This is a genomic window from Liquorilactobacillus uvarum DSM 19971 (assembly GCF_001434935.1).
Classification (GTDB): Bacteria; Bacillota; Bacilli; order Lactobacillales; family Lactobacillaceae; genus Liquorilactobacillus; species Liquorilactobacillus uvarum.
The window spans coordinates 24,010-48,279 of sequence record NZ_AZEG01000012.1 but is presented as its reverse complement, the minus strand read 5'-3'; the positions used below and the strand labels follow the sequence as shown (position 1 = coordinate 48,279).

At 39.0% G+C, this 24,270-nt stretch carries 20 protein-coding genes and 1 other annotated feature; of the genes, 6 read left to right on the top strand and 14 right to left on the bottom strand.

Annotated elements, in window-relative coordinates; all coding sequences use genetic code 11:
• The first annotated feature begins 46 nt into the window (after nt 1–46).
• From FD20_RS07230 to FD20_RS07205, 6 genes are read left to right on the top strand one after another with little or no spacing between them, the layout of a single operon-like run.
• Nucleotides 47–1,489: an MFS transporter gene (locus FD20_RS07230; RefSeq protein WP_057737198.1), complete on the top strand. Its 1,443-nt coding sequence runs from the start codon at nt 47–49 to the stop codon at nt 1,487–1,489.
• A gap of 28 nt (nt 1,490–1,517) precedes the next feature.
• A complete protein-coding gene (gene aroC / locus FD20_RS07225; protein ID WP_057737196.1) occupies nt 1,518–2,684 on the top strand; it encodes a chorismate synthase in 1,167 nt (388 codons plus the stop codon).
• Nucleotides 2,685–2,700: 16 nt separating this feature from the next.
• Nucleotides 2,701–3,228, top strand: a complete 528-nt coding sequence (locus FD20_RS07220; RefSeq protein ID WP_057737194.1) for a hypothetical protein — start codon at nt 2,701–2,703, stop codon at nt 3,226–3,228.
• A gap of 5 nt (nt 3,229–3,233) precedes the next feature.
• Entirely contained in the window at nt 3,234–4,547 is a 1,314-nt protein-coding gene (gene aroA, locus FD20_RS07215; RefSeq protein ID WP_057737192.1) for a 3-phosphoshikimate 1-carboxyvinyltransferase, read from the top strand.
• Nucleotides 4,548–4,553: 6 nt separating this feature from the next.
• Entirely contained in the window at nt 4,554–5,648 is a 1,095-nt protein-coding gene (locus FD20_RS07210; protein ID WP_057737190.1) for a prephenate dehydrogenase, read from the top strand.
• A 5-nt stretch (nt 5,649–5,653) separates the two neighbouring features.
• Entirely contained in the window at nt 5,654–6,163 is a 510-nt protein-coding gene (locus FD20_RS07205) for a shikimate kinase (RefSeq protein ID WP_057737188.1), read from the top strand.
• 193 nt (nt 6,164–6,356) lie between these two features.
• Here FD20_RS07205 and FD20_RS07200 read toward each other — a convergent pair whose 3' ends face one another.
• The 14 genes from FD20_RS07200 to FD20_RS07135 all read right to left on the bottom strand — a co-directional run bounded on the left by FD20_RS07200 (nt 6,357) and on the right by FD20_RS07135 (nt 24,240).
• Nucleotides 6,357–7,589, bottom strand: a complete 1,233-nt coding sequence (locus FD20_RS07200; protein ID WP_057737186.1) for a dihydrolipoamide acetyltransferase family protein — start codon at nt 7,587–7,589, stop codon at nt 6,357–6,359.
• 13 nt (nt 7,590–7,602) lie between these two features.
• The gene (locus FD20_RS07195; protein WP_057737184.1) at nt 7,603–8,634 is read right to left on the bottom strand and encodes an alpha-ketoacid dehydrogenase subunit beta; all 1,032 of its coding nucleotides are present in this window, start codon (nt 8,632–8,634) and stop codon (nt 7,603–7,605) included.
• Between the two features lie 23 nt (nt 8,635–8,657).
• On the bottom strand, nt 8,658–9,626 hold the full coding sequence (locus FD20_RS07190; protein WP_057737181.1) for a thiamine pyrophosphate-dependent dehydrogenase E1 component subunit alpha: 969 nt from the start codon (nt 9,624–9,626) through the stop codon (nt 8,658–8,660).
• A gap of 60 nt (nt 9,627–9,686) precedes the next feature.
• The gene (lpdA, locus tag FD20_RS07185) at nt 9,687–11,039 is read right to left on the bottom strand and encodes a dihydrolipoyl dehydrogenase (protein ID WP_057737179.1); all 1,353 of its coding nucleotides are present in this window, start codon (nt 11,037–11,039) and stop codon (nt 9,687–9,689) included.
• A 431-nt stretch (nt 11,040–11,470) separates the two neighbouring features.
• Entirely contained in the window at nt 11,471–13,276 is a 1,806-nt protein-coding gene (locus FD20_RS07180; RefSeq protein WP_057737177.1) for a sigma-54-dependent Fis family transcriptional regulator, read from the bottom strand.
• 196 nt (nt 13,277–13,472) lie between these two features.
• Entirely contained in the window at nt 13,473–14,651 is a 1,179-nt protein-coding gene (locus FD20_RS07175) for a pyridoxal phosphate-dependent aminotransferase (RefSeq protein WP_057737175.1), read from the bottom strand.
• Nucleotides 14,652–14,717: 66 nt separating this feature from the next.
• Nucleotides 14,718–15,863, bottom strand: coding sequence for an ArgE/DapE family deacylase (locus tag FD20_RS07170; RefSeq protein WP_057737173.1), 1,146 nt, complete (start codon nt 15,861–15,863; stop codon nt 14,718–14,720).
• 43 nt (nt 15,864–15,906) lie between these two features.
• A complete protein-coding gene (locus tag FD20_RS07165; protein ID WP_057737171.1) occupies nt 15,907–16,608 on the bottom strand; it encodes a methionine ABC transporter permease in 702 nt (233 codons plus the stop codon).
• Nucleotides 16,601–17,683 carry a methionine ABC transporter ATP-binding protein gene (locus FD20_RS07160; RefSeq protein ID WP_057737169.1) on the bottom strand — a complete coding sequence of 361 codons (1,083 nt, stop codon included), beginning with the start codon at nt 17,681–17,683 and terminating at the stop codon, nt 16,601–16,603. Before FD20_RS07160 ends, FD20_RS07165 begins: the two co-directional genes overlap by 8 nt.
• Before the next feature lie 58 nt (nt 17,684–17,741).
• Entirely contained in the window at nt 17,742–18,584 is an 843-nt protein-coding gene (locus FD20_RS07155) for a MetQ/NlpA family ABC transporter substrate-binding protein (protein ID WP_057737167.1), read from the bottom strand.
• 92 nt (nt 18,585–18,676) lie between these two features.
• Nucleotides 18,677–18,938 (bottom strand) — a binding site (T-box leader).
• A gap of 106 nt (nt 18,939–19,044) precedes the next feature.
• The gene (locus FD20_RS07150) at nt 19,045–19,884 is read right to left on the bottom strand and encodes a homoserine O-acetyltransferase/O-succinyltransferase family protein (protein WP_057737165.1); all 840 of its coding nucleotides are present in this window, start codon (nt 19,882–19,884) and stop codon (nt 19,045–19,047) included.
• A 406-nt stretch (nt 19,885–20,290) separates the two neighbouring features.
• Nucleotides 20,291–22,372 carry a cation:proton antiporter gene (locus tag FD20_RS07145; protein ID WP_235807734.1) on the bottom strand — a complete coding sequence of 694 codons (2,082 nt, stop codon included), beginning with the start codon at nt 22,370–22,372 and terminating at the stop codon, nt 20,291–20,293.
• 194 nt (nt 22,373–22,566) lie between these two features.
• Entirely contained in the window at nt 22,567–23,157 is a 591-nt protein-coding gene (locus FD20_RS07140) for a uracil-DNA glycosylase family protein (RefSeq protein WP_083489075.1), read from the bottom strand.
• A 267-nt stretch (nt 23,158–23,424) separates the two neighbouring features.
• Nucleotides 23,425–24,240, bottom strand: coding sequence for an SPFH domain-containing protein (locus tag FD20_RS07135; RefSeq protein WP_057737160.1), 816 nt, complete (start codon nt 24,238–24,240; stop codon nt 23,425–23,427).
• Nucleotides 24,241–24,270 lie beyond the last annotated feature (30 nt).

Here is a 24,270-nt window from a genome sequence, read left to right as displayed (position 1 = left end):
AAAATCCTAGCTGGTTTTTGTTTTTTAAATTAAGGAGGAATCTCTAATGAATGCACGTATGCAGAATCGACTCTCACTAAGCCTTTATTTAAACTATTTCGTCCATGGTATCGGCCTGATAATTTTAGCACAAAACATGCAGGCCCTAGGAAAGCTTTGGCAAACGCCTCTTGCAACTGTATCGTATGTTATATCCGGTGTTGGTATCGGTCGACTTGTCGCTTATTTGATCCTTGGCACTCTATCTGATCGTTATGGTCGTAAAAATTTTGTTTTTTTAGGAATGATTTGCTATTTTATTTTTTTCCTTGGTATGCTTGGTGCTCCTAATATACAGATAGCTTACCTTTTAGCTATCGTTGCCGGCATCGCTAACTCTGCACTCGATTCAGGTACATACACAACCTTTATTGAACTCGGTGGAAATGAGGGTGCCTCAAATGTCCTGATCAAAGCCTTTATGTCATTAGGCGAATTCGTTTTGCCTCTCCTTGTTGCTTCTTTGGAAAACAATAACTTGTGGTTTGGCTGGTCATTTATTTTAGCTGCTTTAGTTTTGATTATCAATTTTTTCTTGCTGTTACCAGTGAAGTTTCCTAAAACAAATCAATCTAAATCATCAATGATAGGTACTTTGAAAGGAGTTAACAAACTCAAAAAAATAATAATAACTGCTGCACTTGCTCTTTATGGATACACATCCATGGCTCTAATGATTCTATTTACTCAGTGGATTACTCTGTATGCATCCGAAACTTTACACATGAACAATGTTGCCTCACATTTTCTGCTTTCGCTTTACAGCATTGGTTCTATCAGCGGGGTTTTGATCATGTTCTGGTTGCTGCGGAAAAATATTTCAGAATTAACATTGCTGGTTTCATTAAATATTGCAGCGCTCATCTCATTAAGCATTATCTGTTTTATTCATGTCGCGTGGCTAACTCAAATCGCATCATTCGTATTTGGTTTAACTGCAGCCAGCGGTGTCATGCAAGTTGGACTTAACACCTTCTTGAAACTTTATCCTCAAATAAAGGGGATGATCACAGGTGTCTTTTTCACTTTTGGAAGTCTAGCTTCATTCACCATTCCGGTTATCACTGGTTGGCTATCTCAAAAAAGTGTTGCTGCAGCTTTAGAATTCGATCTGCTGATCAGCTGCGCAAGTTTGCTCCTTGTTGTGATCATTCGTATCGCTTTAGGTAAACAAAGAACTCTTGCAGGAACTAGAAGAACCATCTCATTTCTTGATAAAATAATTGTCCGTCTCCTAATTCACCGTTTTAAGGCCGTCGATACAATTATTACGCTTAAAGAGGAAATAAATATCCCTGTCCTCGACAGCAAGCGTGAAGAGAAAGTCTTATCAAATGTCTCTGCCGGATGTTCTGATCAAAAAATCGTTCCCCGACTGCAGGAAATCTACACTGCAATAATGGCTTCTTCACGCAAATATCAAGAAAATAAACGTCATAATAACAACTAAAATATCAAAACAACGGAGGTAAATATTTATGTATTTTTTAACAGCTGGTGAATCACATGGTCCTCAACTTACCGGAATTATTGAAGGTATTCCTGCCGGACTCAAAATCAACGTTGAACAGATCAATCTGGCTCTAGCAGCTCGTCAAGGTGGTTATGGTCGTGGTAATCGTCAAAAAATAGAACATGATCAAGTTCAGATTGTCGGTGGACTGCGTCATGGAATCGCTCTTGGTTCTCCTTTGGCACTAACAATCAAAAATCGTGATCATGCTCACTGGTCTAAAATAATGGATCCTATCAGCCCTGAAACTGCTGAAAACACTCTTCGCAGAGTAGATCGTCCTCGTCCAGGACATGCAGATCTTGTTGGTGGAATGAAGTATCGCCATCAAGATCTGCGCAATGTCTTGGAACGTTCTTCCGCTCGGGAAACTGCTATGCGAGTTGCAATCGGATCGATCTGCAAACAGCTGCTGAACCAATTAGATATTAATTTAATCGGCTACGTTCAAAAAATTGGCAAAATTGAAGGTTCAAAAGACTTTCCAACTAACGTTGAACAAATTGAAAAAAAGATAACACAAAATGATTTGCGTATTTTAGACACCCAGCAAGTCACAGCCATACATGAATTGATTGATAACACTAAACGCGATGGCAATACTTTAGGCGGAATCATTCGAGTTGTTGCTGAAAACGTGCCGGCTGGTTTAGGCAGCTACATCAGCTGGGATACAAAATTGGATGCTAAGCTTGCCGCGGCTGTTATGGGGGTCAATGCTATGAAGGGTGTTGCAATCGGTGATGGATTCACTGCCGCAGAAAATTTCGGCAGCGAGGTCATGGATCCTATTACTTGGAACGAAGGAAATGGCTGGAGCAGACTGTCCAATCATCTTGGCGGCTTTGAGGGCGGAATGACCAATGGGATGCCACTAATAATTCAAGCAGCAATGAAGCCCATCCCTACTCTTTACAAGGCACTCCAAAGTATTAACCTTAAAACACGCGAAGTTCAAAAAGCAAATGTTGAACGTTCAGATACCACTGCAATCGTTCCAGCATCGATCGTTATTGAAAGCGTGGTTGCAATCGAACTAGCTAAAATCATCACTGATACCTTTGAGAGCAGTAACATGTCACGTCTGCAAAAAGAAGTAACTGATTATCGTCAAGAATTGAAAGAATATTAATTCCGAGGTGAGTTCCTTGATTATCCACACTCTTGGTCCACAGGAAACTGACAGCAATGATGCAGCTCACTATTATCTCAGCAAAAGTCCAGATAAAAAAGCCCAAATTATTCTGCACAATAGTTATGAAGAAATTATCAGTGCCTTTGCCAAATACAGAAATGAGTTTTTTTTGATCCCAACAGCATTCAAATCTGCCACATTAAATATGACATGGGGTGAACTACACTACCATTATCTTGATCAATTAATTTTAAAGAACTGCTTTATGCATCGACTGAATCCATTAGTGATTCTTGAACGATGCGATCGAAAAAATGGGATCGCCTATTCCCATCCTGCAACAGCACAATTGTTGACTTCACGAATTCATTCCTGCCAAGTACGCTATTCTCCTAGCAAGTATCTTGCATATCAGCAATATATGAAAGATGGACAATATACACTGACAAACGAAAAGAATATTGTACTTTCTTCAAAGGAAAAGATCATTGCGCGCTATGAACCGCAAATGATCTGGAGTTTATATCAAATTAAGGGGTAATTAAAATGACACAAAGGAAGATGTTTAAGTTACCAAAGTCAGGCTTGCACGGAAAATTACTGCTACCTGGAGACAAAAGTATTTCTCACCGTGCTCTTCTAATCGGCGCTATCAGCAATGGACCGACTGTTATCAAACACTTTTTGCGTTCTAATGATTGTCTAAGTACTCTTCAAGCTATTAAAGATTTAGGAATCAATGTCGAGCAACACAATACAGATATCATCGTCCACGGTAAAGGGATAAAGGGACTGCAGCAAGCTGCGAAGCCTCTTGATATGGGCAATTCAGGTACAACAACACGGCTAATAATGGGCCTGCTTGCGGGCCAGGCCTTTGCAAGCGAACTAATCGGAGATGCATCCCTGCAAAAAAGACCAATGCGCCGAGTAAGCGAACCTCTAACTATGATGGGAGCTAAAATCCAAACAACAGATGATGGCACTCTTCCAGTTAAAATTACTGGTCAGGCACTCCATGGAGCCAAAATCAAACTGCAAATTGCCAGTGCTCAGGTAAAAAGCGCACTGATTCTGGCAGCTTTGCAAGCAGATAGTCCTTCAACTATCATCGAAAAGCTGCCTACACGAGACCATACAGAACAAATGCTACGCAAATTTGGGGCAAATATTCAAACCGCCCAAGATCAATTGACTATCAGTGTCGAACCTCATCCTGAACTTGAAGGCCAGACCGTTAACGTTCCCGGTGATATATCTTCGGCAGCTTTCTTCCTTGTTGCAGCAACAATCATTCCTAACTCAGATATAACTTTGTGCAATGTTAATATCAATAAGACAAGAACTGGGATTCTAAATGCCTTATTAAAAATGGGGGCAAACATCCAAGTCACTGAGCTTGAATCCCAAGGAGAACCGGCAGCAGACATTCGCGTTAGGTATGCACATCTTTTTCCTATCAAAATCAGTGAAGAAGATATTCCAGCAATTATCGACGAGCTGCCTTTGATTGCGTTACTTGCTGCATGTGCAGATGGTCAGAGTACTATTACCGGTGCGCAGGAGTTGCGTTTCAAGGAAACTGACCGCATTGCAACCGTCGCCCAAGAGCTTCGTAAATTAGGCATCCAATTGAAAGAACTGCCCGACGGTCTTATCATCGAAGGACAAACTGCATGGAACGTAACTGATCCTGTTTTGGATAGCCACGGTGATCACCGTATTGGAATGATGATGGCAATTGCCGCTTTGCGGTCAACCGATGATCTCTTTTTGAATGAACCCGAAGCAGTTTCAGTTTCTTATCCTGAATTTTTTACCGATTTGAATTCATTACTCAAAACAAGAAAGGAAGTGTAACTCAGCATGACAACTGTCTTCATTAAAGGACTAGGCCTAATTGGAAGCTCCTTAGTCAGAGCAATTCGCGCGCAGCATCCAACTTTTAAAATAATCGGAAATGACATTGATGAAAAAGCTTGTTCGTATGCACTAGAACACAAAATAATTGATCAAGCTGCTACTGATTTAGATGAAGCAGCTGCCGCTGATTTCATTATTCTAGCCACCCCGGTTTCTACAATAATTAATGATCTGCAGCAACTTGCTAAGTTGCCTTTAAAGAAAAAAGTAATCATTTCCGATGTCGGCAGTACCAAACAAGAAGTTCTAAAAGCAGCCATTCCTTTGCAAAAAAAAGGCATTACTTTTATTGGTGGACATCCCATGGCCGGTTCACATAAAACTGGTGTAACAGCAGGCAGAATTGATCTTTTTGAAAATGCTTTTTACTTTCTTGTAGAAACAGAAAGTAATAATCCTGCATGCCTGCAGCTTCAAAATCTACTCCAAAGAACAAGAGTCAAGTGGCTACTTATTTCTTCTAAAGAACACGATCAATTAGTTGGACAAATTAGCCATTTGCCACATGTTATCGCCTCCTCATTGGTTAATCAAACACAGCATTTTTTTGAAGACTCACCTTTAGGAATGCGGATGGCTGCCGGAGGATTCAAATCAATAACAAGAATTGCTTCCTCAGATCCAGTAATGTGGAGTGCAATCTTACAATCTAATTCAAAAATTATTGTCCACCAGATCGAACAGTACATCAGAGAATTAGAAAATATTAAACGTGCTATTGAAAATAATGATCAGACCCGTATTTTTTCTTTTTTCGAATCTGCCAAAAACAGCCGCGATCAGCTTGGGCCTGAAAAAGTTGGACAACTGCCTGATTTTTTTGATCTTTTTATTAACATACCTGATCAAGTAGGCGCAATTGCCGATATTACGCATTTGCTTGCGCTCAATCAAATCAATCTTGTAAATATCCATATTTTGGAAATCAGAGAAGATATTGATGGTGTTTTACAACTTACCTTTATGCGTGAGGAAGATCGTGTCCAAGCCGAAAAAAAATTATCACAGAATAATTATGTTGTTTTAAGAAGGGATTGAAGATAATGAAAGCTATTTTGATTGGTTTTATGGGTAGTGGAAAAACAACTGTCGGCAAACTTTTAGCAAAGCAACTTAGACTGCCGCATATTGATCTTGATGATCAAATCACTGTTGTAGCGGGAACTGCAATTAAAGACATTTTCAGTCAGCACGGTGAGCACTATTTTCGTCAACTTGAACATGAAGTTCTGTTGGACACTATCTCACAAGATGGCGTTCTTTCCACTGGTGGTGGAACTCCTGTTCAAGCAGAAAATCTCAAGGCTTTGAAAAAAGCTGAAATTCCGGTTATTCTGCTAGAGGCTGCAGCTGATACAATTTTAGAACGCGTCAGTGGAGACAGCCAACGACCACTTGTAAACTCATTGAACAAGACTGATTTGGTCTCTTTAAAAAAACATCGGCAACCACAATACCACGCATGTGCTGATTTAACTATCAAAACAGATGGTTCAAGCCCTGAAGAAATTGTCACTCAAATTCTAAACTACTTAGATAATCGAAATAACTAGATTTATTTTGGGTATAATCATACTTTGAACACAAGCTTGCCTATGTTTAAAACCTAAATGCTACGTATTCTGAAATGAAATCAAAAAAGCACCCTGAAAACAGCTGGGCGAAGTGGATCGTCAAAGCTAGGTTTTTCCCTAACTCTGGGAGACACTTCAGTACCCTATGTCCTCAAGAAGCTTTTATCTAGTCTCACAGCATCAATGTGTAAGGATCCTCCAAATACGAAATAATTTCAGCCAGAAAATCAGCAGCCGGAGCACCATCGATAATTTGATGATCAAAGGTCAGACTCAATGGCAATTTAGATAATTGTTTAATTTCCTGATCTTCGCCAAAAGCGAGCTCATTCAGTAAGGTTCCAACACCAAGAATGCCAATCTCAGGCTGATTGATAACTGGTGTAAAATACTCAATTCCGCTTCGCCCTAAATTACTGATTGTAAACGTTCCGCCGCTATAGGCACTGCTATCAAGTGTGCCTTCGCGTGCATTCGTTATCACGGTGTTTAAAGATCGGCCCAGCTCGGTTAAAGTCATGGAACCTGCTTCTTTAACAACTGGAACCACAAGTCCCTCGTCTAATGCTACAGCCATGCCGATGTTAACACTGTCAACTTGCTCATACTTACCGTCACGATACCAAGCATTCATCGTCGGCGTATCTTTCAGTGCCAGAATAACAGCTTTGGCTACTAATGTTGTAATACTTAGTTGCCCATCAACTAACGATTGGTTAACTTTCTGTTTCAAGTCTTTCCTAAACGCCATCAAATTCGTAATGTCAGCCTTGCGCTGCAATGTAACTTGAGCTGTGTTCTGTAAACTGTTCATCATCCGTTGTGCAATAATTTGCCGCATACCCGTTAACCCAGCTCCTGCAATTGCAGTTTCAGCTGCCGTGATCGCAGGCTGTTCAGCCGGAACATAATTTTCAACATCACGTCTGGTTATCCTTCCATTACCACCAGTACCTTTAATTTGGCGATAATCTAACCCTTTATCTTCAGCTATTTTACGCGCTAGAGGTGTAATGAAAATACGACTTGTCCCCATCTGCATATCTGACTTTTTAGGTTCATCCTCGCCAGGTTTTGCTGGTTCACCTGCATTATTTTCAGAAGAGACAGTTTCTTTCTCCGGTGTCTGTACCTGCTCAGAGGCACTACCTTCTCCGATCTTTTCTCCCGCGGCACCGATATATCCAATCGGTTCCTTGCACTTTGCATCTTCACCCTCTGGAACCACTATTTTAATCAATGTTCCGTCTGCGGGGGCATCAACATCGGCAGTCAGCTTTTCGGAATTGATCGTGGCGACGATCTCGCCTTTTTTAACTTCGTCACCTTCATTTTTAATCCACTCAAAAACGGTTCCTTCTGTCATAGTCAAACCAAGTTTTGGCATTATAATTTCTGTTGCCATGCTTACACCCCCCTTATTTTTTCAAATCATCAATCAGTTCTGCTGCAGTTTCAAGGACACGGTCAGCATTAGGCAGATACAATTGTTCAAGATTCGTTGCAAATGGAACTGGTGTATTTGGTGCGCATACTTTTTTAATTGGTCCGTCTAAATAATCAAATGCCTGATCGCCAACAACTGAAGCGATGTCCGTTGCTGTATTATTGTGCGGATTAGCTTCATCGATCACTATTAAACGTCCAGTTTTTTTAACCGAAGTGATCACAGTCTCTTGGTCCCATGGAGCGACTGTAATAAGATCAATAACTTCAACTTCAATCCCGTCTTTCGACAGTCGATCAGCGACTTCTAAGGCAACATAAAGCATTTTGCCGATGGTTACGATCGTAAGATCAGTCCCTTCCCGTTTTATTTTTGCCTTACCGATCTCAACTTTATAATAATCTTCTGGAACCTCATCCTTTATCCCATAGAGCGTCTTATCCTCTGAAAATACAACAACATTATCATCTTCAATTGCCGCTATCAAAAGTCCTTTGGCATCGTACGGATTGGAAGGAACCACCACTTTGATTCCTGGAATAGATGCCAAAATTCCATAATAAGAACCGGAATGCTGTGCTGCAGCACTAGCTCCTGCCCCATGGCAAGTTCGAATCGTCATTGGAATCTTTGCTTTACCACCAAACATATAGCGCATTTTAGATCCTTGGGCCAAAATTGTGTCTAAACAAAATCCAATAAAATCATTAAACATTAGTTCTGGAACAGGCCGCAATCCTGTCGCCGCAGCTCCTACTGATGCTCCCATATAACCCATTTCGGAAATTGGAGTATCAATAACACGTTCACGTCCGTATTTAGGCATCAATCCCTTAGTTACACCGAATACCCCACCCCAAGCATCCTCATTTTCTTTCTCCAAGTGTTCGACTCCAGCCCCACCAGCAATATCCTCACCTAAAAGAATGACACGTTCATCCTTTTCCATTGCCATGTCCAAGCCTTCATTGATCGCTTTCATAAATGTTATTCGTCTAGCCATTTTGCATTCTCCTTTCTTTTAAATCAATCAACAAAAACATCTTCATACAAAGACTCTGGTTTTGGAATCGGACTTTCTTCTGCAAATTTGATTGCATGCTCAATGTCTTCAACTGAATCTGCTTCAATTGAATCTGCTTTTTTAGCACTCAGTATTTTTTTAGAAATTGCATATTTGCGAAACTCTTTAAGGCAATCGCGATCAGCCAACTTCTTTTCTCCGCCTTCCTTTGCTTTATACTTCTGCTCATCACCTTCAAAATGACCATAGTTACGATAAGTAATGCATTCTATAATTGATGGTCCCTCACCTTTTCTGGCACGGTCAATTGCCTTACCAGCTGCTTCATAAACAGCCGTTAAGTCTTTTCCGTCAACTGTTTCACCCGGAATTCCATATGCCGATGCACGATCTGCAATGTGTTCAGATCCAGAAGCATATTTTTGTGGAGTTGCCTCACCAAACGAATTGTTTTCATTTACAAAAACGACCGGCAGCTTCCAAATTGACGCCATATTGATACTTTCATGGAAAGTTCCTTCATTGGCAGCTCCATCACCAAAAAAGCAAACCGCAACATCATCTGTTTTCAGATATTTATTACGTAAAGCAGCTCCAATTGCAATTGGGAAACCACCACCAACCATTCCATTAGCTCCTAGCATACCTTTGTCAATATCTGCAATATGCATCGACCCGCCTTTACCCTTACAAAGACCTGTCTCTTTGCCATATATTTCGGCCATCATTTTATCTAAATCGCATCCCTTGGCAATACAATGTCCGTGCCCTCGGTGAGTACTAGTAATATAATCGTTATCTGTCAGATGCGCACAAACGCCGGTTGCAATGGCCTCTTCACCAGCGTATAAATGAACAAAACCCGGGATTGATCCTGTTGAGAATATTTGGTGCACCTCATCTTCAAAGTTACGAATGTCATTCATTTTCTTATAAATCCATTCTGCTCGTTCCTTTGTTAATTTATCCATTCTTATTACCTCCTTGTATTGTTAAAATGCAAAACATACTTTAAAACAACTTAACATCCCCTAATTATGAATTGCTTTGCCAAATAATGAAGCAGCAACCTCACCCGTCAATTCTGATAAGGATGGATGTGCAAAAATAATCTTATCTAGCTCATCAACCGTTCCCTCTGCTTCACAAACAGCTAAAATAGTGTGAATCATTTCGGTGGCATTACTGCCGACAATCACAGCACCCAAAATTTCATGATATTTTTTCTCGCTTATTATTTTCACAAAACCGTTCGTTTCTTCACCAGCAATCGCCTTGCCGTTACCGCTATATGGTGCACTTTTAACAACAATATCAAATCCTTTTTCTCTTGCCTGAGTCTCATTCAAGCCGAAACTCGCAACCTCTGGATCTGTGTACAAACAGCGTGGAACATAACGTTGTGCTACAGGGTCCTCCTGCTTGCCACAAATTATATCTACTGTTCGAATTCCCTCTGCACTAGCAACATGAGCTAATTGATAACCCTTGATTAAATCACCAATCGCATAAATATGTGGGATATTAGTCTGATAATGCTGGTCGACCTTGATAAAACGTTTCTTCTCGTCTAAGGTAATGCCCGCCTGTTCTGCCAATTCTAGATTAGCTCTGCGACCGGTCGCTATCAGGAGCTGTCCAAATTCGTATGTCCCCGCACTTGACTGTATTTTTTGCCGAGAAACCTGTTTAATTTTCACACCAGTCTTAACAGTGATACCCATACTTACAAGTTTATTTTTAATTATCAGTCGTGCATCTTCATCTTCAGTTAACAAAATATCTGGTGCAACTTCGAGTAATGTCACTGCAACGCCTAGCGGCTGCATTGCAAAAGCTAGTTCGACTGCAATGATACCGCCGCCGATAACAACCAGTTTTTGAGGCAGCTCAGTCATTTGAAAGAACGTATCCGTTGTTAAGTAATCAACCTCATCGACACCTGCAATTGGCGGAACAAATGGATGTCCTCCTGTTGCCAAAAGAATATCCCGTGCAGCTATTTTTTCCCCGTCAACTTTTAACTGATGATCTTCTGTAAAAGAAGCCTCACCTTCAATATACGTGATCTGGTTTTCCTTAAATAAATGCTTGATACCGCCTTGAAGTGTCGTAACAACCCGGTTTTTACGCTGCACTAATTTAGGAAAATCAACTTTTTTTATCTCCATTGCAATCCCTAACCTGCTAGCTTCTTGAGCAGCTAATGCCCAATGACTGTGTTTCAAATAACTTTTTGATGGTATGCATCCAGCATTCAAGCACACTCCACCAATATCTTTTTTCTCGATCACAACAACTTTTTTCCCCATTTGCGCTGCATGAATTGCAGCAACATAGCCCCCTGGGCCCGCACCAATGACCGCAATATCATAGCTTGTCATAATTTGCATCCCTCCTCGCTAAAATTCTGGTCAAGCTCTTACTCTCTCACTCAAATAAAAAGCAATTTTCATGCCAACAATAATGTCTAAGCGCAATTGAAGACTCAAATATGTTAAATCTTTTTCTATGATTAAAATTTAAGAGTGCTTTCCGGATAAATTATTTTTTTCAAATCTTTGTATATTTTTACAAACAATGTTCCTATCTATATCCTTCATCATTCAAAAAAACGAACTATGACTTGAAAAATCAAGACATAATTCGTTTCATAATTTATGCACATTTAGACACTTAAGTAAAAAATAGACTGCTAAAAAACCTTAGTTCAATCTTGTCTTATTTTAGATTCAGATGTTCTATAAAACACCTACAAAATGTTTCATGTGTAACAGTTTGTTGCATTTGAACTGTTATACTACTTTTGTGCATTTTACTTGTTCAAGCCGTATTTCTTCATTTTTCGATAAAGAGTCGTTCTTGATATATGCAGATCACGAGCCGTTTGGCTAAGATGATAATGATTTTTTTCTAATTTTTGCCGTAGCTCATCGATTTCCTTAACCGCTCCATTTTTCCTTCTATAGCTTGGTATATCCTCAACATCTGCTGCAAGCTTAACGCTGTCATTGGGTAAAACACCGGCTTCTATCAATTTCTTGAGTTGCTCACGTGTTGGCACTTGAGATTCATAGAATATATGCAAACGCTCTAAAAAATTATTAAACTCTCGAATATTTCCATACCACGGGTAATCACAGCTTATATTGTAAATATCATTCTGCCAATTGATCCGCCACTTTTTGGATTCACAAAATGCTGCAATCAATTGTTTGATATCTTCTTTCCGTTCACGCAGAGGAGGAATTTGGATAGGGCAGACATAAATTCGATAAAAAAGATCCTTACGAAATTTATCTTGGTTAACTAAATCACGCAAGTCTTGATTGCTGGCAGTTATTAATCGAAAAGAAACCTTTCTGGGTTCGCCATTAACCGGCACGACTTTTTTTTCTTCGACTACACGCAAAAGAGCTGTCTGCATCTGTGCCGACATACTTTCAACCTCATCTAAAAACAAAGTTCCCCCATCTGCTTGTTCTATTTTTCCTTTCTGTCCTTTGGCATTAGAGCCGGTGAACGCTCCAGGAGCGTACCCAAAAAGTTCGCTCTCAAGCAAATTTTGATTTATAGCACCGCAATTAATAGCCACAAGCGGCCCATTTTTGACCTGACTGTTATAGTGGATTGTTTGAGCAATCACTTCTTTGCCTGTACCTGATTCTCCAAAAAGATGAATTGGTAAACTACTATCAGCTAAGCGTAAAACTTGTTGCAAAAACTGCTGGTAAGTTTTGTTGGCAGTTGGAACACCGGGATAGTAGAATTTATTTTGAGGAGATAAATCGGAAAAAATACGCACCTTATATCCAATCAGTCTGTTTTCAAAGTATATTTTTTCGCTTTTGTATATCGTTTTTGCTTTGATGTACATATGGATATCATTGCCTACGGCAAAACATTCTGCATATTTTTCAGGTACGCTAACTATTTTAAAATGTGTGTCGCACAAAAAATCATCCCGCTGGTGAAGGACACTATATTGCAGTAATTCTTTTTGCCGTTCAAGGTCTTCCCTTATCAAAATATTTGAAATACGTTGTGTTAGGAGTGTCAGCAACAAAAATGCATCTTTGGCAGACTCATTGTGTAATGTCGAAACATCCAAGACCCCCAAAAGGCTACCAGTTTCATCGAAAATTGGTGAAGCTGAGCAGCTCCATTGTCTTGATGCATAAGCATAATGCTCATTCAAAGATACATATTTATCTTTTTTAGTTCTCAATGCAATACCTATTGCATTGGTTCCGACATTGAGTTCAGTCCACTTTGTTCCTTCTTTGAAATAAAATTCGTTTGCACGTTCTTGCGCTTGAATATTTCCACCACGCCACAAAATATTACCAGTTTCATCTGTTAAAATAAAAACTGGCAGTTTCAAAAGCAAATCACCTTCAACTTTTTTGATTTGTTTTTTTACAATTTCAATCAAGTTACTGTACTGCTGTTGTTTATTAACTAGTTCCAAAACCGAAAGAATCTTTTGCGGTTTGACAAGGTACGGATCAATTTCAGCATGCGAGCAAAGCTTCCATGACTCAGCTATCTTTGCATCCAGTACATTTACAACAAACTCATCCCCAGAAATAAATTGTTTCCACAACTGCTGATCCTGCATGAACTCAACCTCCATTCCAAACACAAAAAAGCGCTCTTCACATATATTATATATGAGATCGCTTTTATTACTACTTTTTAGTTTTTTATTAACAGAGATAACTTTCACTAAAAACCCTTTTAATAATTCGAATAAGGGTTAATTCAGAGATTGCACAACATCCACTTGAAAAAACACGTATACCTTCTTTTTATTTTTATTTGAATAAATGCAGTTCACTGATCCGTTTCACGGCTTCAATCAATCTTTCAGGTGAAACAAGCAAACCGATCCGAACATACCCATCACCCATTGGGCCGAATCCTTTTCCAGGAGCAACTGCCACATTGGCCTTATCCAATAAAAGATCAGCAAAGCTTTCACTTGTATACCCTTCTGGGACCGGCATCCATGTATAAAAAGTCCCACCGGGAACAAATGCATTCCAACCAATCTTAGCCGCCTCAGAAATAAATGCATCGCGCCGCTGCTGATAGCGTGCCACTAAAGCATCAACTTCTTTTCTTCTTTGTTCTGAACGCAACGCTTCGATCCCAGCTTCTTGAATTGCCGGAAAAACACTGACAAATAAATGATCTTGAATCAAATTTAGAGCTTCAATAATCTCTGCGTTTCCAACAGCAAATGCCAAACGCCAGCCGGCCATGTTAAAGGTCTTAGAAAATGTATAGATTTCAATTCCAACATCTTTTGCACCCTCAGCTTGCAGAAAGCTTGGATTTTTATAATTATCAAAACCTAACGCACCGTATGCAAAATCACTCACAACACCAATGTCGTACTTTTGAGCAAACGCAACAGTTTCCTGATAGAACTTCTTCGTTGCTACAGCTCCAGTGGGGTTGTTCGGATAATTCAAATAAATGAATTTAGCCTTGCGAGCAACTTCTTCAGGAATTTCATTATAATCAGGCAGAAAATCATTTTCCCTGCGCAAAGGGACCGTATCATACTTTACTTTACCTAAAGCAACACCCGACAGATAATCTGGATAGCCCGGATCCGGCAGTAGAAGGCTTTCACCCGGATTCATCAAAGCCCATGGAAGCTCAACCAAACCAATTTTCGAACCGCCTAAAATTGCGATTTCCTTTTCAGGATTGACCTTAACACCATATTCTTGTTCGTAAAAATCAGCAGCTGCCTTCTTTAATTCAGCAAGTCCCCTGAACGGTGAATACTTATGTGTGCTTGGATCTTTTGCTGCTTCTCCAAGCGCCGAAACAATATAATCAAACGTTGGCTGATCCGGATTCCCTTGTCCAAGATTAATTACATCATTTCCCGCATCAATTTTTTTATTTACCTTTGCTACCAGAGCTGCAAAAAATTGCGCTGGCAGTTTCTTTAACATCTGTGACTCGTCAAATTTCATTAGCCATTTCCTTCCAATCCAATCATCTCTCGCAGCTGTTTCTTCAAAAGAGTGAGCATACCAAGCTTACTCAAAAAAACTTAACGCAATTTTTTTATAAATTTCTATTGTCTTCAAATAACTATCCACTGTTGTAAATTCATTCGCTTGATGTGCAGATTTCCAAGCATCTGGACCTAGGACAATAACTGGCATATTAGGTTTGCTTTGAATAAATACGCTAGCATCCGTTGCTCCATTAATTGTTTTCAAATCAATCTCACGATCCTTGTACTGTTCAGATGCAATTTTTTGCGCAAGCTTTACAAAACTATTATTAGGCGACGTCCCAATTGGATAGAAATTATGAACAATTGAAAATTCCAATTTGAATAGACTCTCATGATTTATTTTCTTGATTTTATTCCGTACTCGTTCAATAATCTGATCATTATTGAAACTTTTTGTAGGCCGGATATTACCATAGAGTTCTGCATAGCTTGGAATACTATTAACCTGCTGTCCACCTTTGATTAAGGTGACACTGTGTTGAACACGCCCTAAAAAAGGATCTGATGGAGTGTCATCAAACAATGTTTTCTCTGCATTGATATATTGTACGAGCCCACTGATTGCGTTGATTCCCTGTGCTGGTCGGGAACTGTGTGCAGATTTCCCGTAACTCCTAATTTGATAATTTAAACTTCCTGAGTGAGCATAAATGATTTGTCCGCTTGTCGGTTCACCTACCACCATTGCATCGATGTCCTCTGTTATTTCTTGAGAGTTTAAGCGATAGGCACCTTGCGCGCCATATTCTTCACCTGCAGTGGCAACAAAACGAACTATACCATTGAGGTTACGCTGTTCTTCGACTAGCTCAATTAGCATAATTATCTGGGCAGCAAGTCCGCTCTTCATATCTGCAGCACCACGCCCATAAACCTTTCCGTCTACAATCTGTCCTGAAAAAGGTCCATATTCCCAATTATCCCTTTCAGCAACAGCGACTGTATCTTGATGTCCAGTAAAACACAGAGCGCCTTTACTACTCGACTTACCAATTTCGGCGATCAAATTTGCCCGCTTGTCGTCAAAACGATCGATTTTAACTGCTATATTCCTTTTTTTTAATAACGCAACAATGTATTCAGAAACAGCAAGTTCATTGCCATTCACAGACCGTATTTTAATCAGATCCGTTAATATTTTCAATTTTTCTTTTTTATTCATAGATAATCGCATCTCTCTAAAAAATCAAGCTGGCAATTTTAAATCAGCTATTCTTATGATTCAAGATCCTCGCCAAAAAATCGCCAATCAACTGTACAAGCAACACAAAGATCAATACCAGTAAAGTTGCAATAAAGGTTGTATCATTTGCAAAGCGGTTATAACCATAAGCGATCGCCATATTACCCAAACCTCCAGCACCAATAGCTCCAGCCATTGCTGTTAACCCAATCAAGCTGATCAGCGTAACAGTTGTCACCCTTATCAGTTCCGAACGTGCTTCACGCAGATAAACGTCAAAAATGATGTCACTGAAGGTGGCTCCTAGAGACTGCGCAGCTTCAATAATTCCATGGTCAACACTTGCCAGTGCCACTTGAACCTGACGAGCATAGAATGGGAAAACACCTAGTGAAAGTGGAACAAGTGCAGCTGTTGTTCCAATTTGCGTTCCAACGATTTTCTGTGTCACTGGTGCAATAAACGCCAATAAAATAATAAACGGAATGGCTCTAAAAAAGGAAACGACTTTATCAAAAAAACTAAAAGTCCCTCGGTTGGGTAGAATTCCATCTGAATCTGTCAAAACGAGACCTATTCCAAATATGAGACCCAAGATTCCACCAAAAATAGCGGACCAAAACGTCATATACAGCGTTTGACCAATTGCTGGAAGCCACCCGCCATCACCGCCCCAACCTTGATAAACAACATTCGGAAAATACTTAGTAAATAACTCAGCCATTGAATATTTCACCTGCTTCCACTTTTGTCACAATAATATCCTGTTCCTTTAAAAATGTGATAGCTTTTTCACGATTTTCTGCACTTCCCTTAACGATAACAAAAAGTGCTCCGACAGGTGTCTCCTGAAGAATCTCAATATTACCATAAATAATGCTGGCAATAATATCAAAATCCTTGTACAGCTTAACTATCAGCGACTCACTGACAGATGAGCCAATATAAGTTAACTGAATGCATTCTTGATCACTATCAAGCTGGACCAGCTTAGCAGCTTTCAAAGTTGCCAATGCCTTAGCAGATCCGCTCTCCGTCCCAACAAATTCTCTTGTCAGCTTATGCTTAGCGTGCACAAAAATGTCCAATAAATTACCAGTTTCAATAATTTCACCATTTTCCATTACTGCTACACGATCAGCAATCCGTTTAACAGCTTCCATTTCATGTGTGATCAAAACCACTGTCAAGCCCAATTCATTGTTCAAACGTTTCAGCAGATCCAGAATTTGGATCGTATTCTTAGGATCCAAAGCTGAAGTTCCTTCATCAGAAATCAATATTTCTGGATCATTTGCCAATGCACGTGCAATAGCAACACGTTGCTGCTGACCGCCGGATAATTGTGAAGGATATGCGTTGGCACGTTCCTCCAAACCGACGAGTTTCAGCAAGTCCAAAGATTTTTTCGTTATTTCTTTTTCCTTCAATGAGCTGTGTTTAAGCGCAAAGGCAACATTTTGAACAACTGTCTGTTCATTAAGCAAATTAAAATGTTGAAAGATCATTCCTATTTTGCGTCGTTTTTTTCTTAGTTTATTGATTTCAATGATTTTCTCATGCCCATCAATATTTTCATAAAAAACATCACCATTGATTACAGCTTTTCCAGAAGAGGGTTTCTGAAGCAAATTAATAACCCTGACCAAAGTTGATTTACCCGCTCCTGAATAACCAACGATTCCATAGACATCACCCTTATTAATATCCAAAGAAACATTTTTTACAGCCTCGATCGTTTGATCTTTTTGTTTAAAAGTAACACTAATATTATCCAGTTCAATAATTTTTTCTGTCATTCTGCTGCACCCCATGACTTTCATAAATTGCTTCTGCTTAGCCAGCAAAGGCACATATTTACTTCAATTTAATATCCCATGCTGGCACTTCAGCAGTTCCATATGCATCTTTGATCGCTTTCTTTGTCGCTTCTGATTGGTAAGCTTTTACAACTTCCTTATATGCTTTCTTATTTTTGTTCTTTTTATTTGCCGCAATAATGTTTATCCATTGTTCAGAATCTTTGTTAACCGGTTCAACATAGATTGCAGACTTATAATTGATTCCTGCAGTTTGTGCATAGTTCCCATTGATAACTGCCGCTGTTACATCTGATAAGGAACGCGCAGTTTGACTTGCATCAAGTTCTTTGATTTGAAGATTCTTAGGGTTTTTAGCAATTGATTTAACTGTTGCTAACCCGCTGTTAGACTTCAACGTGATAAGTCCTGCATTCTTCAAAACATACAGTGCACGTGATTCGTTAGTTGCATCATTAGGAACGGCGATTGTTGCCCCATTTTCGATTTCTTTGATGCTTTTTACCTTATTTGAATACAGTCGGATCGGCATAATTACCGTCTTCCCAATGGCTTCAATGTTTGTTTTATTTGCCTTGTTCCACGCATTCAAGAAGGCATAATGTTGAAATGAATTAAGATCGATATTTCCGCTTGTCAGTGCTTTATTAGGTTGTGAATAGTCTGTAAATTTCTTGAATTTCAAATTAAGATTGTATTTTTCCTTAGCTGTTTTTGAAACAGCCTTCCAAACTTGGTCATCTTGTTTAGAACCTGACATAATTCCGACAGTGACCGTTTCAGCTTCAGCTTTTTTCCCACCACCAAAACTAAAGTAACCTGCAACAACAATAACTATCAAAACAAGTACCCCTATAATATACTTTAATGATTTTTTCATTATTTTCTCTCCCCTGTGTAGTTTTTATAATATGAATATGATAAAGATTAGAAGAAGCTGCCCTTTTTTAGACAAAAAAACACCCGTCCCTCTAAAAGGACGGATGCTTCCGTGATGCCACCTTCATTCGCAGCCTGCTCACACCGACTGCCTCGATAAGATACACTACTCTACACCTGTGTAAGATAAAGCAGTATAACTTTGCATCATTAACGGTCGCAACCCCGTCAGCGGCTAAACAACATTACCGCTACCATTCCAAGTCCATATTCCAAATCTTCATCACACTTCTTCGCACCACCCAGAAGCTCTCTTAGAGAATCCAACTTGTACTCTACTCTTCAATATGTTTATCGTTCATATAATTATTATAACCGTATTTTAACTTAATTAATAAAATTGTCAAGTGTTTTTTAATTAAGTATGCCTCTCAACGTAAACATAAAAATGATCACTATACTTAAGACTCATATGCTAAAAGATTCTTGCTTCTGGAAGTAAAAACTTTTTTAAGCCAGTTGTTATAGAACCCTTTTTGTGTCTCTTCCCAGCTAAAGATAGGCATCTCCATTTTCGCCGGATATTTAAAGTAATTCTTTGGCTTAACCAAATTCTGCTCGCTATTCGGATAGGCTACTACTTCACGCTGGTATTCCTTTAGAAGAGCATCCTTATCATATTCCAGGTGAGAAAATAAAAACGTTTGGTGTGCTTTCGCCGCTTCCACCAAAGTCAAATGTCCGTTCACATCTGAAGCCAAAATAGTGAGTGCCTCATGCTCAGCAATCTGGCGGTGGTCCATTTCGGCATAACGTGCATGTGGCGCTAAAAAGCCATCATGAGCGCCCTGCAAAAGTTCACTTTTGGCTTGAATATAGTTTGGATAAATACCAAAAACCTTGGCTGCCATCATATTTTTCTGTATTCTGTAAAAATAATTGAGTGCAGCCATTGCCCCCCAGCAGACATAAAGCTGTTCAATTGCATTTTCTTCCAGAACATCCAAAAGTTCTTCCACTTCAGGCATATAGCGAATTTCTCTGAAGTCTAGTTTTTCAATTGGAGCTCCCGAAACAATAAACGCATCCTGTTGTTTAACTTCTTCTAAATTCAATGGTCTGGCGATCTGTTGAAGTTTCTCTGGAACTGGTCGCTTTTTGTAATGTGTTGCCGGATAATAAAAAGTTAATTCAATCGGCATAGCTTTATTGCTTAAGACTTTTGCAAACTGTTGTTGCGATTCTTCTTTATTATGCATCAGATTAAGTATTCCAATTTTTACTTTCTCCTGCTTTTTCATATGTTTCTCCCTTTACAAGTCGTTTCTGTTTAGTATTAAATTCATTATTAATTTTTGGCTCTCCATTAAAGATACAAAAAAGGCACCAATCTCCATGAGATTCGTGCTTTCGAACATAGAATTGCTATTTTAAAAGATGAATAGCTCAACCGCCAACGCAGAAACAGCCATACTCCAAAATAGACGTATTCCAAATGCTCGTGCACGAAATACGACAACAACAATTTTGTACTGTTTTTGCGTTAAAAGCCATCATCCTTAATCCCCATCCTTTAATTATCTTAGATTTTACATTGCTCCCGCCTAAATTGCAAACTATTGCTAGTCCCTTAAATATTTTTTATCCATTTAGTCTTGAATTTGCATTAAAAAAGCTTTGACAGCTTTTTAGTGGTGGAAACTACCTTTATGCCCCAACTTCCAAAATAATGCTTTGGGCTGCAATAATGTCATCATATAACACCTTTGTTAAGTCAGCACTATACTTGCCCTCTGTATTTCGTTCCTTTATAAATCCAAGTTCAAACTGCAGAACATTCATCAGATCTATATTTTGCTGGTTTTCGATGTCCTGTGTACGTACATTTAACTTTTCGTTATTAATTTTTTCACGTAAGGCAACAACCAGCCCCTTATCTGAATTCTGCTTATCAACTTTTTCAATAAATGCGGCAACATCATCAGCCATTGCATCATCGATTTCCTTCATGGCCTTTATCCATCGATCTTTTTGTTCAGCATCCCCATAAACTTGTATCAGCGATATTTTTCTTTCAAATCTAGTAATCTTGGCTTGAACGTCTGCACGTTCCTCATTATTTACTGTACATTCTTTTTTATGCTCAAGTTTCCCAATTCGATGCCGATATTTTTTCACTCGATATTCTGTTTTCTGTTTATCCGTTAAAAATAAATTAAGCAATCTTTCCCAAAAACGATACAGCATATGCCTATATATTATTCCCTTTTTAATCCTTTTAACGTTTTGTTGCTTGTACTTTTTGCCTTCATTCATTCTATTCCAGAGCTTAATTGCATCTGTTGACAGCAAATCATCTTCGATTGCATTTTCAACCGCTTGATTGCGTACGTAATCCAATTGTTTAATCACCTGATTCCACGTCTCAGGATCCTTATTATATTTGTACCCTCGCTGCGTTTGGATTCGTTGTGTCAATTTTTGCCTTCGTTTGTCTGAAATCTCTAAAGTAGTAATATAAGCCATCGCCGCGTTCACGATTTCATTGTAAGCTTGATCTAATTCATCAACATCAAAAGCTTCATGTTCTTTAGATAAAACCATAGGCAGTAGAATCAACGGAACCACCAAACTGAACAGAATTACCAATGCTGAAACTGTTAGAATGTTTTCCCTAACTTTAAAAACCTGGTGATTGGCTAAAAAAAGCGGCAACGAAAAAGCCATTGCGAGAGTTACAGTTCCGTGAACCCCTCCTAATGAAAAAACGAGGGCATCTTTAAACACACCTTCGGGTATCTCTTTGTTTACTCTTTTTGCATCGTAAAGTGCATAAAAATATCTTAATATCAGCATACTTGCATAAATAAGAAAAGCGGTCAGAATAATGCCAGCACTTTTTTCTAAGCGAAAGGCAAAAATGTTCTTCAAAATTGGTACCAAACTCAACCCTAAAATAACGAAAACAACACCATTTAGTACTTGTGTAATAATTTTCCATAATTGTGTACTCAGATTATTCATTTGCGAAGAAACCAACAATGTTCGACTGCGCTCTTCATGGTGAATAATACCAGCGATTACTGCCGCAATAATTCCTGAAACTCCAATTTCTTCTGCTGCAACATAGATCAATATTGGTGTTAAAAGCTGCAGCATAACTTGAGCTGTCATATCATCAAATTGTTTTCGCAATAAATATTTTCGCAATTGAATAACTAAAAAGCCTGCCGCAAAGCCGAAAATGATCCCCCCAAGAGCAACAAATGCAAACTTCCGCAAAGCTTCGCCAACTGAGAGATGCCCCGTATTGATCCAAACGATGGCCAACTCTAAAGCAACGATGCCAGTTGCATCATTGAACATTGACTCAAGATTCAATGAACGCAAAACTCCTTTGGGCATCACTAGCCCCTTGTTAACTGAATTTAAAGCAGTCGCATCAGTCGGAGTTACAATTGCCGCTAGCGCAAGTGCAACCGCAAAAGGCCAATTCAAGAAATGATGAATCCCCCAACCTAGAAAAAACATAGTTATCAGGGCAAGTAAAATTGAAAGGCGCAGAATATTTCTTATATTCTGCGAAATAACTCTTCCTTGTGTCTGCTGGCCTTCAAAAAACAACAATGGAGCTATAATCAGCATCATGAACCATTCAGGATCCAAATTAACTATATAGCTGGATAATGATGGCGTCATTGCACACAGCAGTCCTAAAATAATCTGCCAGATAGATTGCGGAAAAAACGTAAATTTCTGTGCTATGAAGTTTGCCAGTATCACAGCCATTATTAATAAAAGTATTGAATAAACAAACGTCACTTTTTCTGTCCTCACTTTTCGTGCTATTTTACGTTCACATGTTAGAACAACTGCTCAAAAATTACTACTCAATTTTTTGATGTTCCACCAATGCTTTTTCACAATAACTAGGAATGAATAATTTTTTAGTATTAAACCAAAAACTGTCTGGTTATATTGCTTTAATTCTTCAACAGATTTTCTGTTTTTGACCTTAAAGCAGGTATCACTTGTGTAGCAAACCAGGAATTCCTAGCCATCCATATTTGATTACGCGGTGAAGGATGTACTATCGGAAAATATTCAGGCAGATAAGACTGATATGCACGGACAACATCTGTCAATTTAGCTGAACTTTTCAAGTTTAAGTAATGTTTGACTGCATAGCTTCCGACCAAAACTGTCAGCTGGATCTCAGGCATCGTTTTCAATAATAGCGGATGCCACTTAGCTGCAAATCCTTTTCTAGGAGGAAGATCACCTGATTTGCCTTTTCCCGGAAAATAAAAATCCATCGGCAGCACAGCAATTTTTCCAGAATGATAAAAAACTTCATCTGACACCCCAAGCCACTGACGCAGTCTCACCCCACTCACATCATTCCAAATGATGTGTGTGTCTTGTGCCTTTCTTCCAGGTGCCTGCCCGATAATTAAAATCTTTGCTTTTGGATTTGCATAATAAAGTGGCCTGATCTTGCCTCGTGTATATACAGCATTTTGTGGATCTTTGCGTATTTCCTCATTAATTTCATTGTAGTTTGCTTGTAGCAATATAAGTTCCTCCTTAACAGGAACAATCTACTTTTATTGTAGCATTAACCGCTGTTAAAGTTTGACATCAGGTTCTTGAATCCCAACAATATTTCGCTTATTCCAACATTTGATATTTTAAACAAAAAAATGTGGAAAACCAACTTTTAAAACCCGTTAACTCGCATAATAGAGATAAATAAAAAAGCTGAGTCAAAATAACTTTTAACCCAGCTCTCGTTCAAATTAGTTTATCTTTGTCACACTACCGTTTTTCAATTGCGGCATCTATTTGCTTTCTTGATCCAACATTTTTTTAATGACTGGCACTTGTCCTAAAGTTGTCATCTCATCTTTAGACAGCACGACTAAGTTAGTATTGGAGTTTGCTAAGCCTTCGAAAGCATGAATGCTTTGATCCTTAAAGTAATTACCATTAACATCTCTCAAGCTGTCTTGAATCTTATTGATTCGATAACTTTCGGCGTCTGCGCGTGTTTTAGTAGCCTGAGCTTGCGCCTGTGCTGTTTCAATGAGTGCTCTATTTTGAGCATCTGTTGTCAGCTTAATATTTTGTGCCTGTCCTTGCGCCTTAGCAATCGTTGCAATTCGTTCACGATCAGCAGTTAATTGTTTATCCATCGCTTCTTGAATTGCAGTAGAGGGGGTCAATTCATCGATATTGACACGATCAACATTGATTCCATAAACGTTTGTTAAATCTCCAATTGCAGCGGCAAGATCTGCATTTATTTTCGATGTTGAGCCTAATGCGTCTGTTAAGTCTAGGCGCCCGATAATGTCACGTAAATGGCCTCGAACTAATTGAGCCATTGATTCAACTGAATCAGTATTTTCGTAAGTGTATTTTTGTGCATCAGTAACATGATAGTTAAGTGTCACACTCGCTTTGATATCCGCATTATCTTTAGTGATAACCGAATACTGCGATAGCTGCAATGGCCTCATTGCTAGGTTGACTGAGCGGATTCGCTGAGCTAGTGGAATATAAAAATGCAGCCCCGCTTCAACATTTCTCCGATACTTTCCTAAAGTCTCTACTAATCCCTGACAATTCTGTTGCACAATCTTAACTCCAAACAATATAAAATCTCCCTTATTGCGCCAGACACG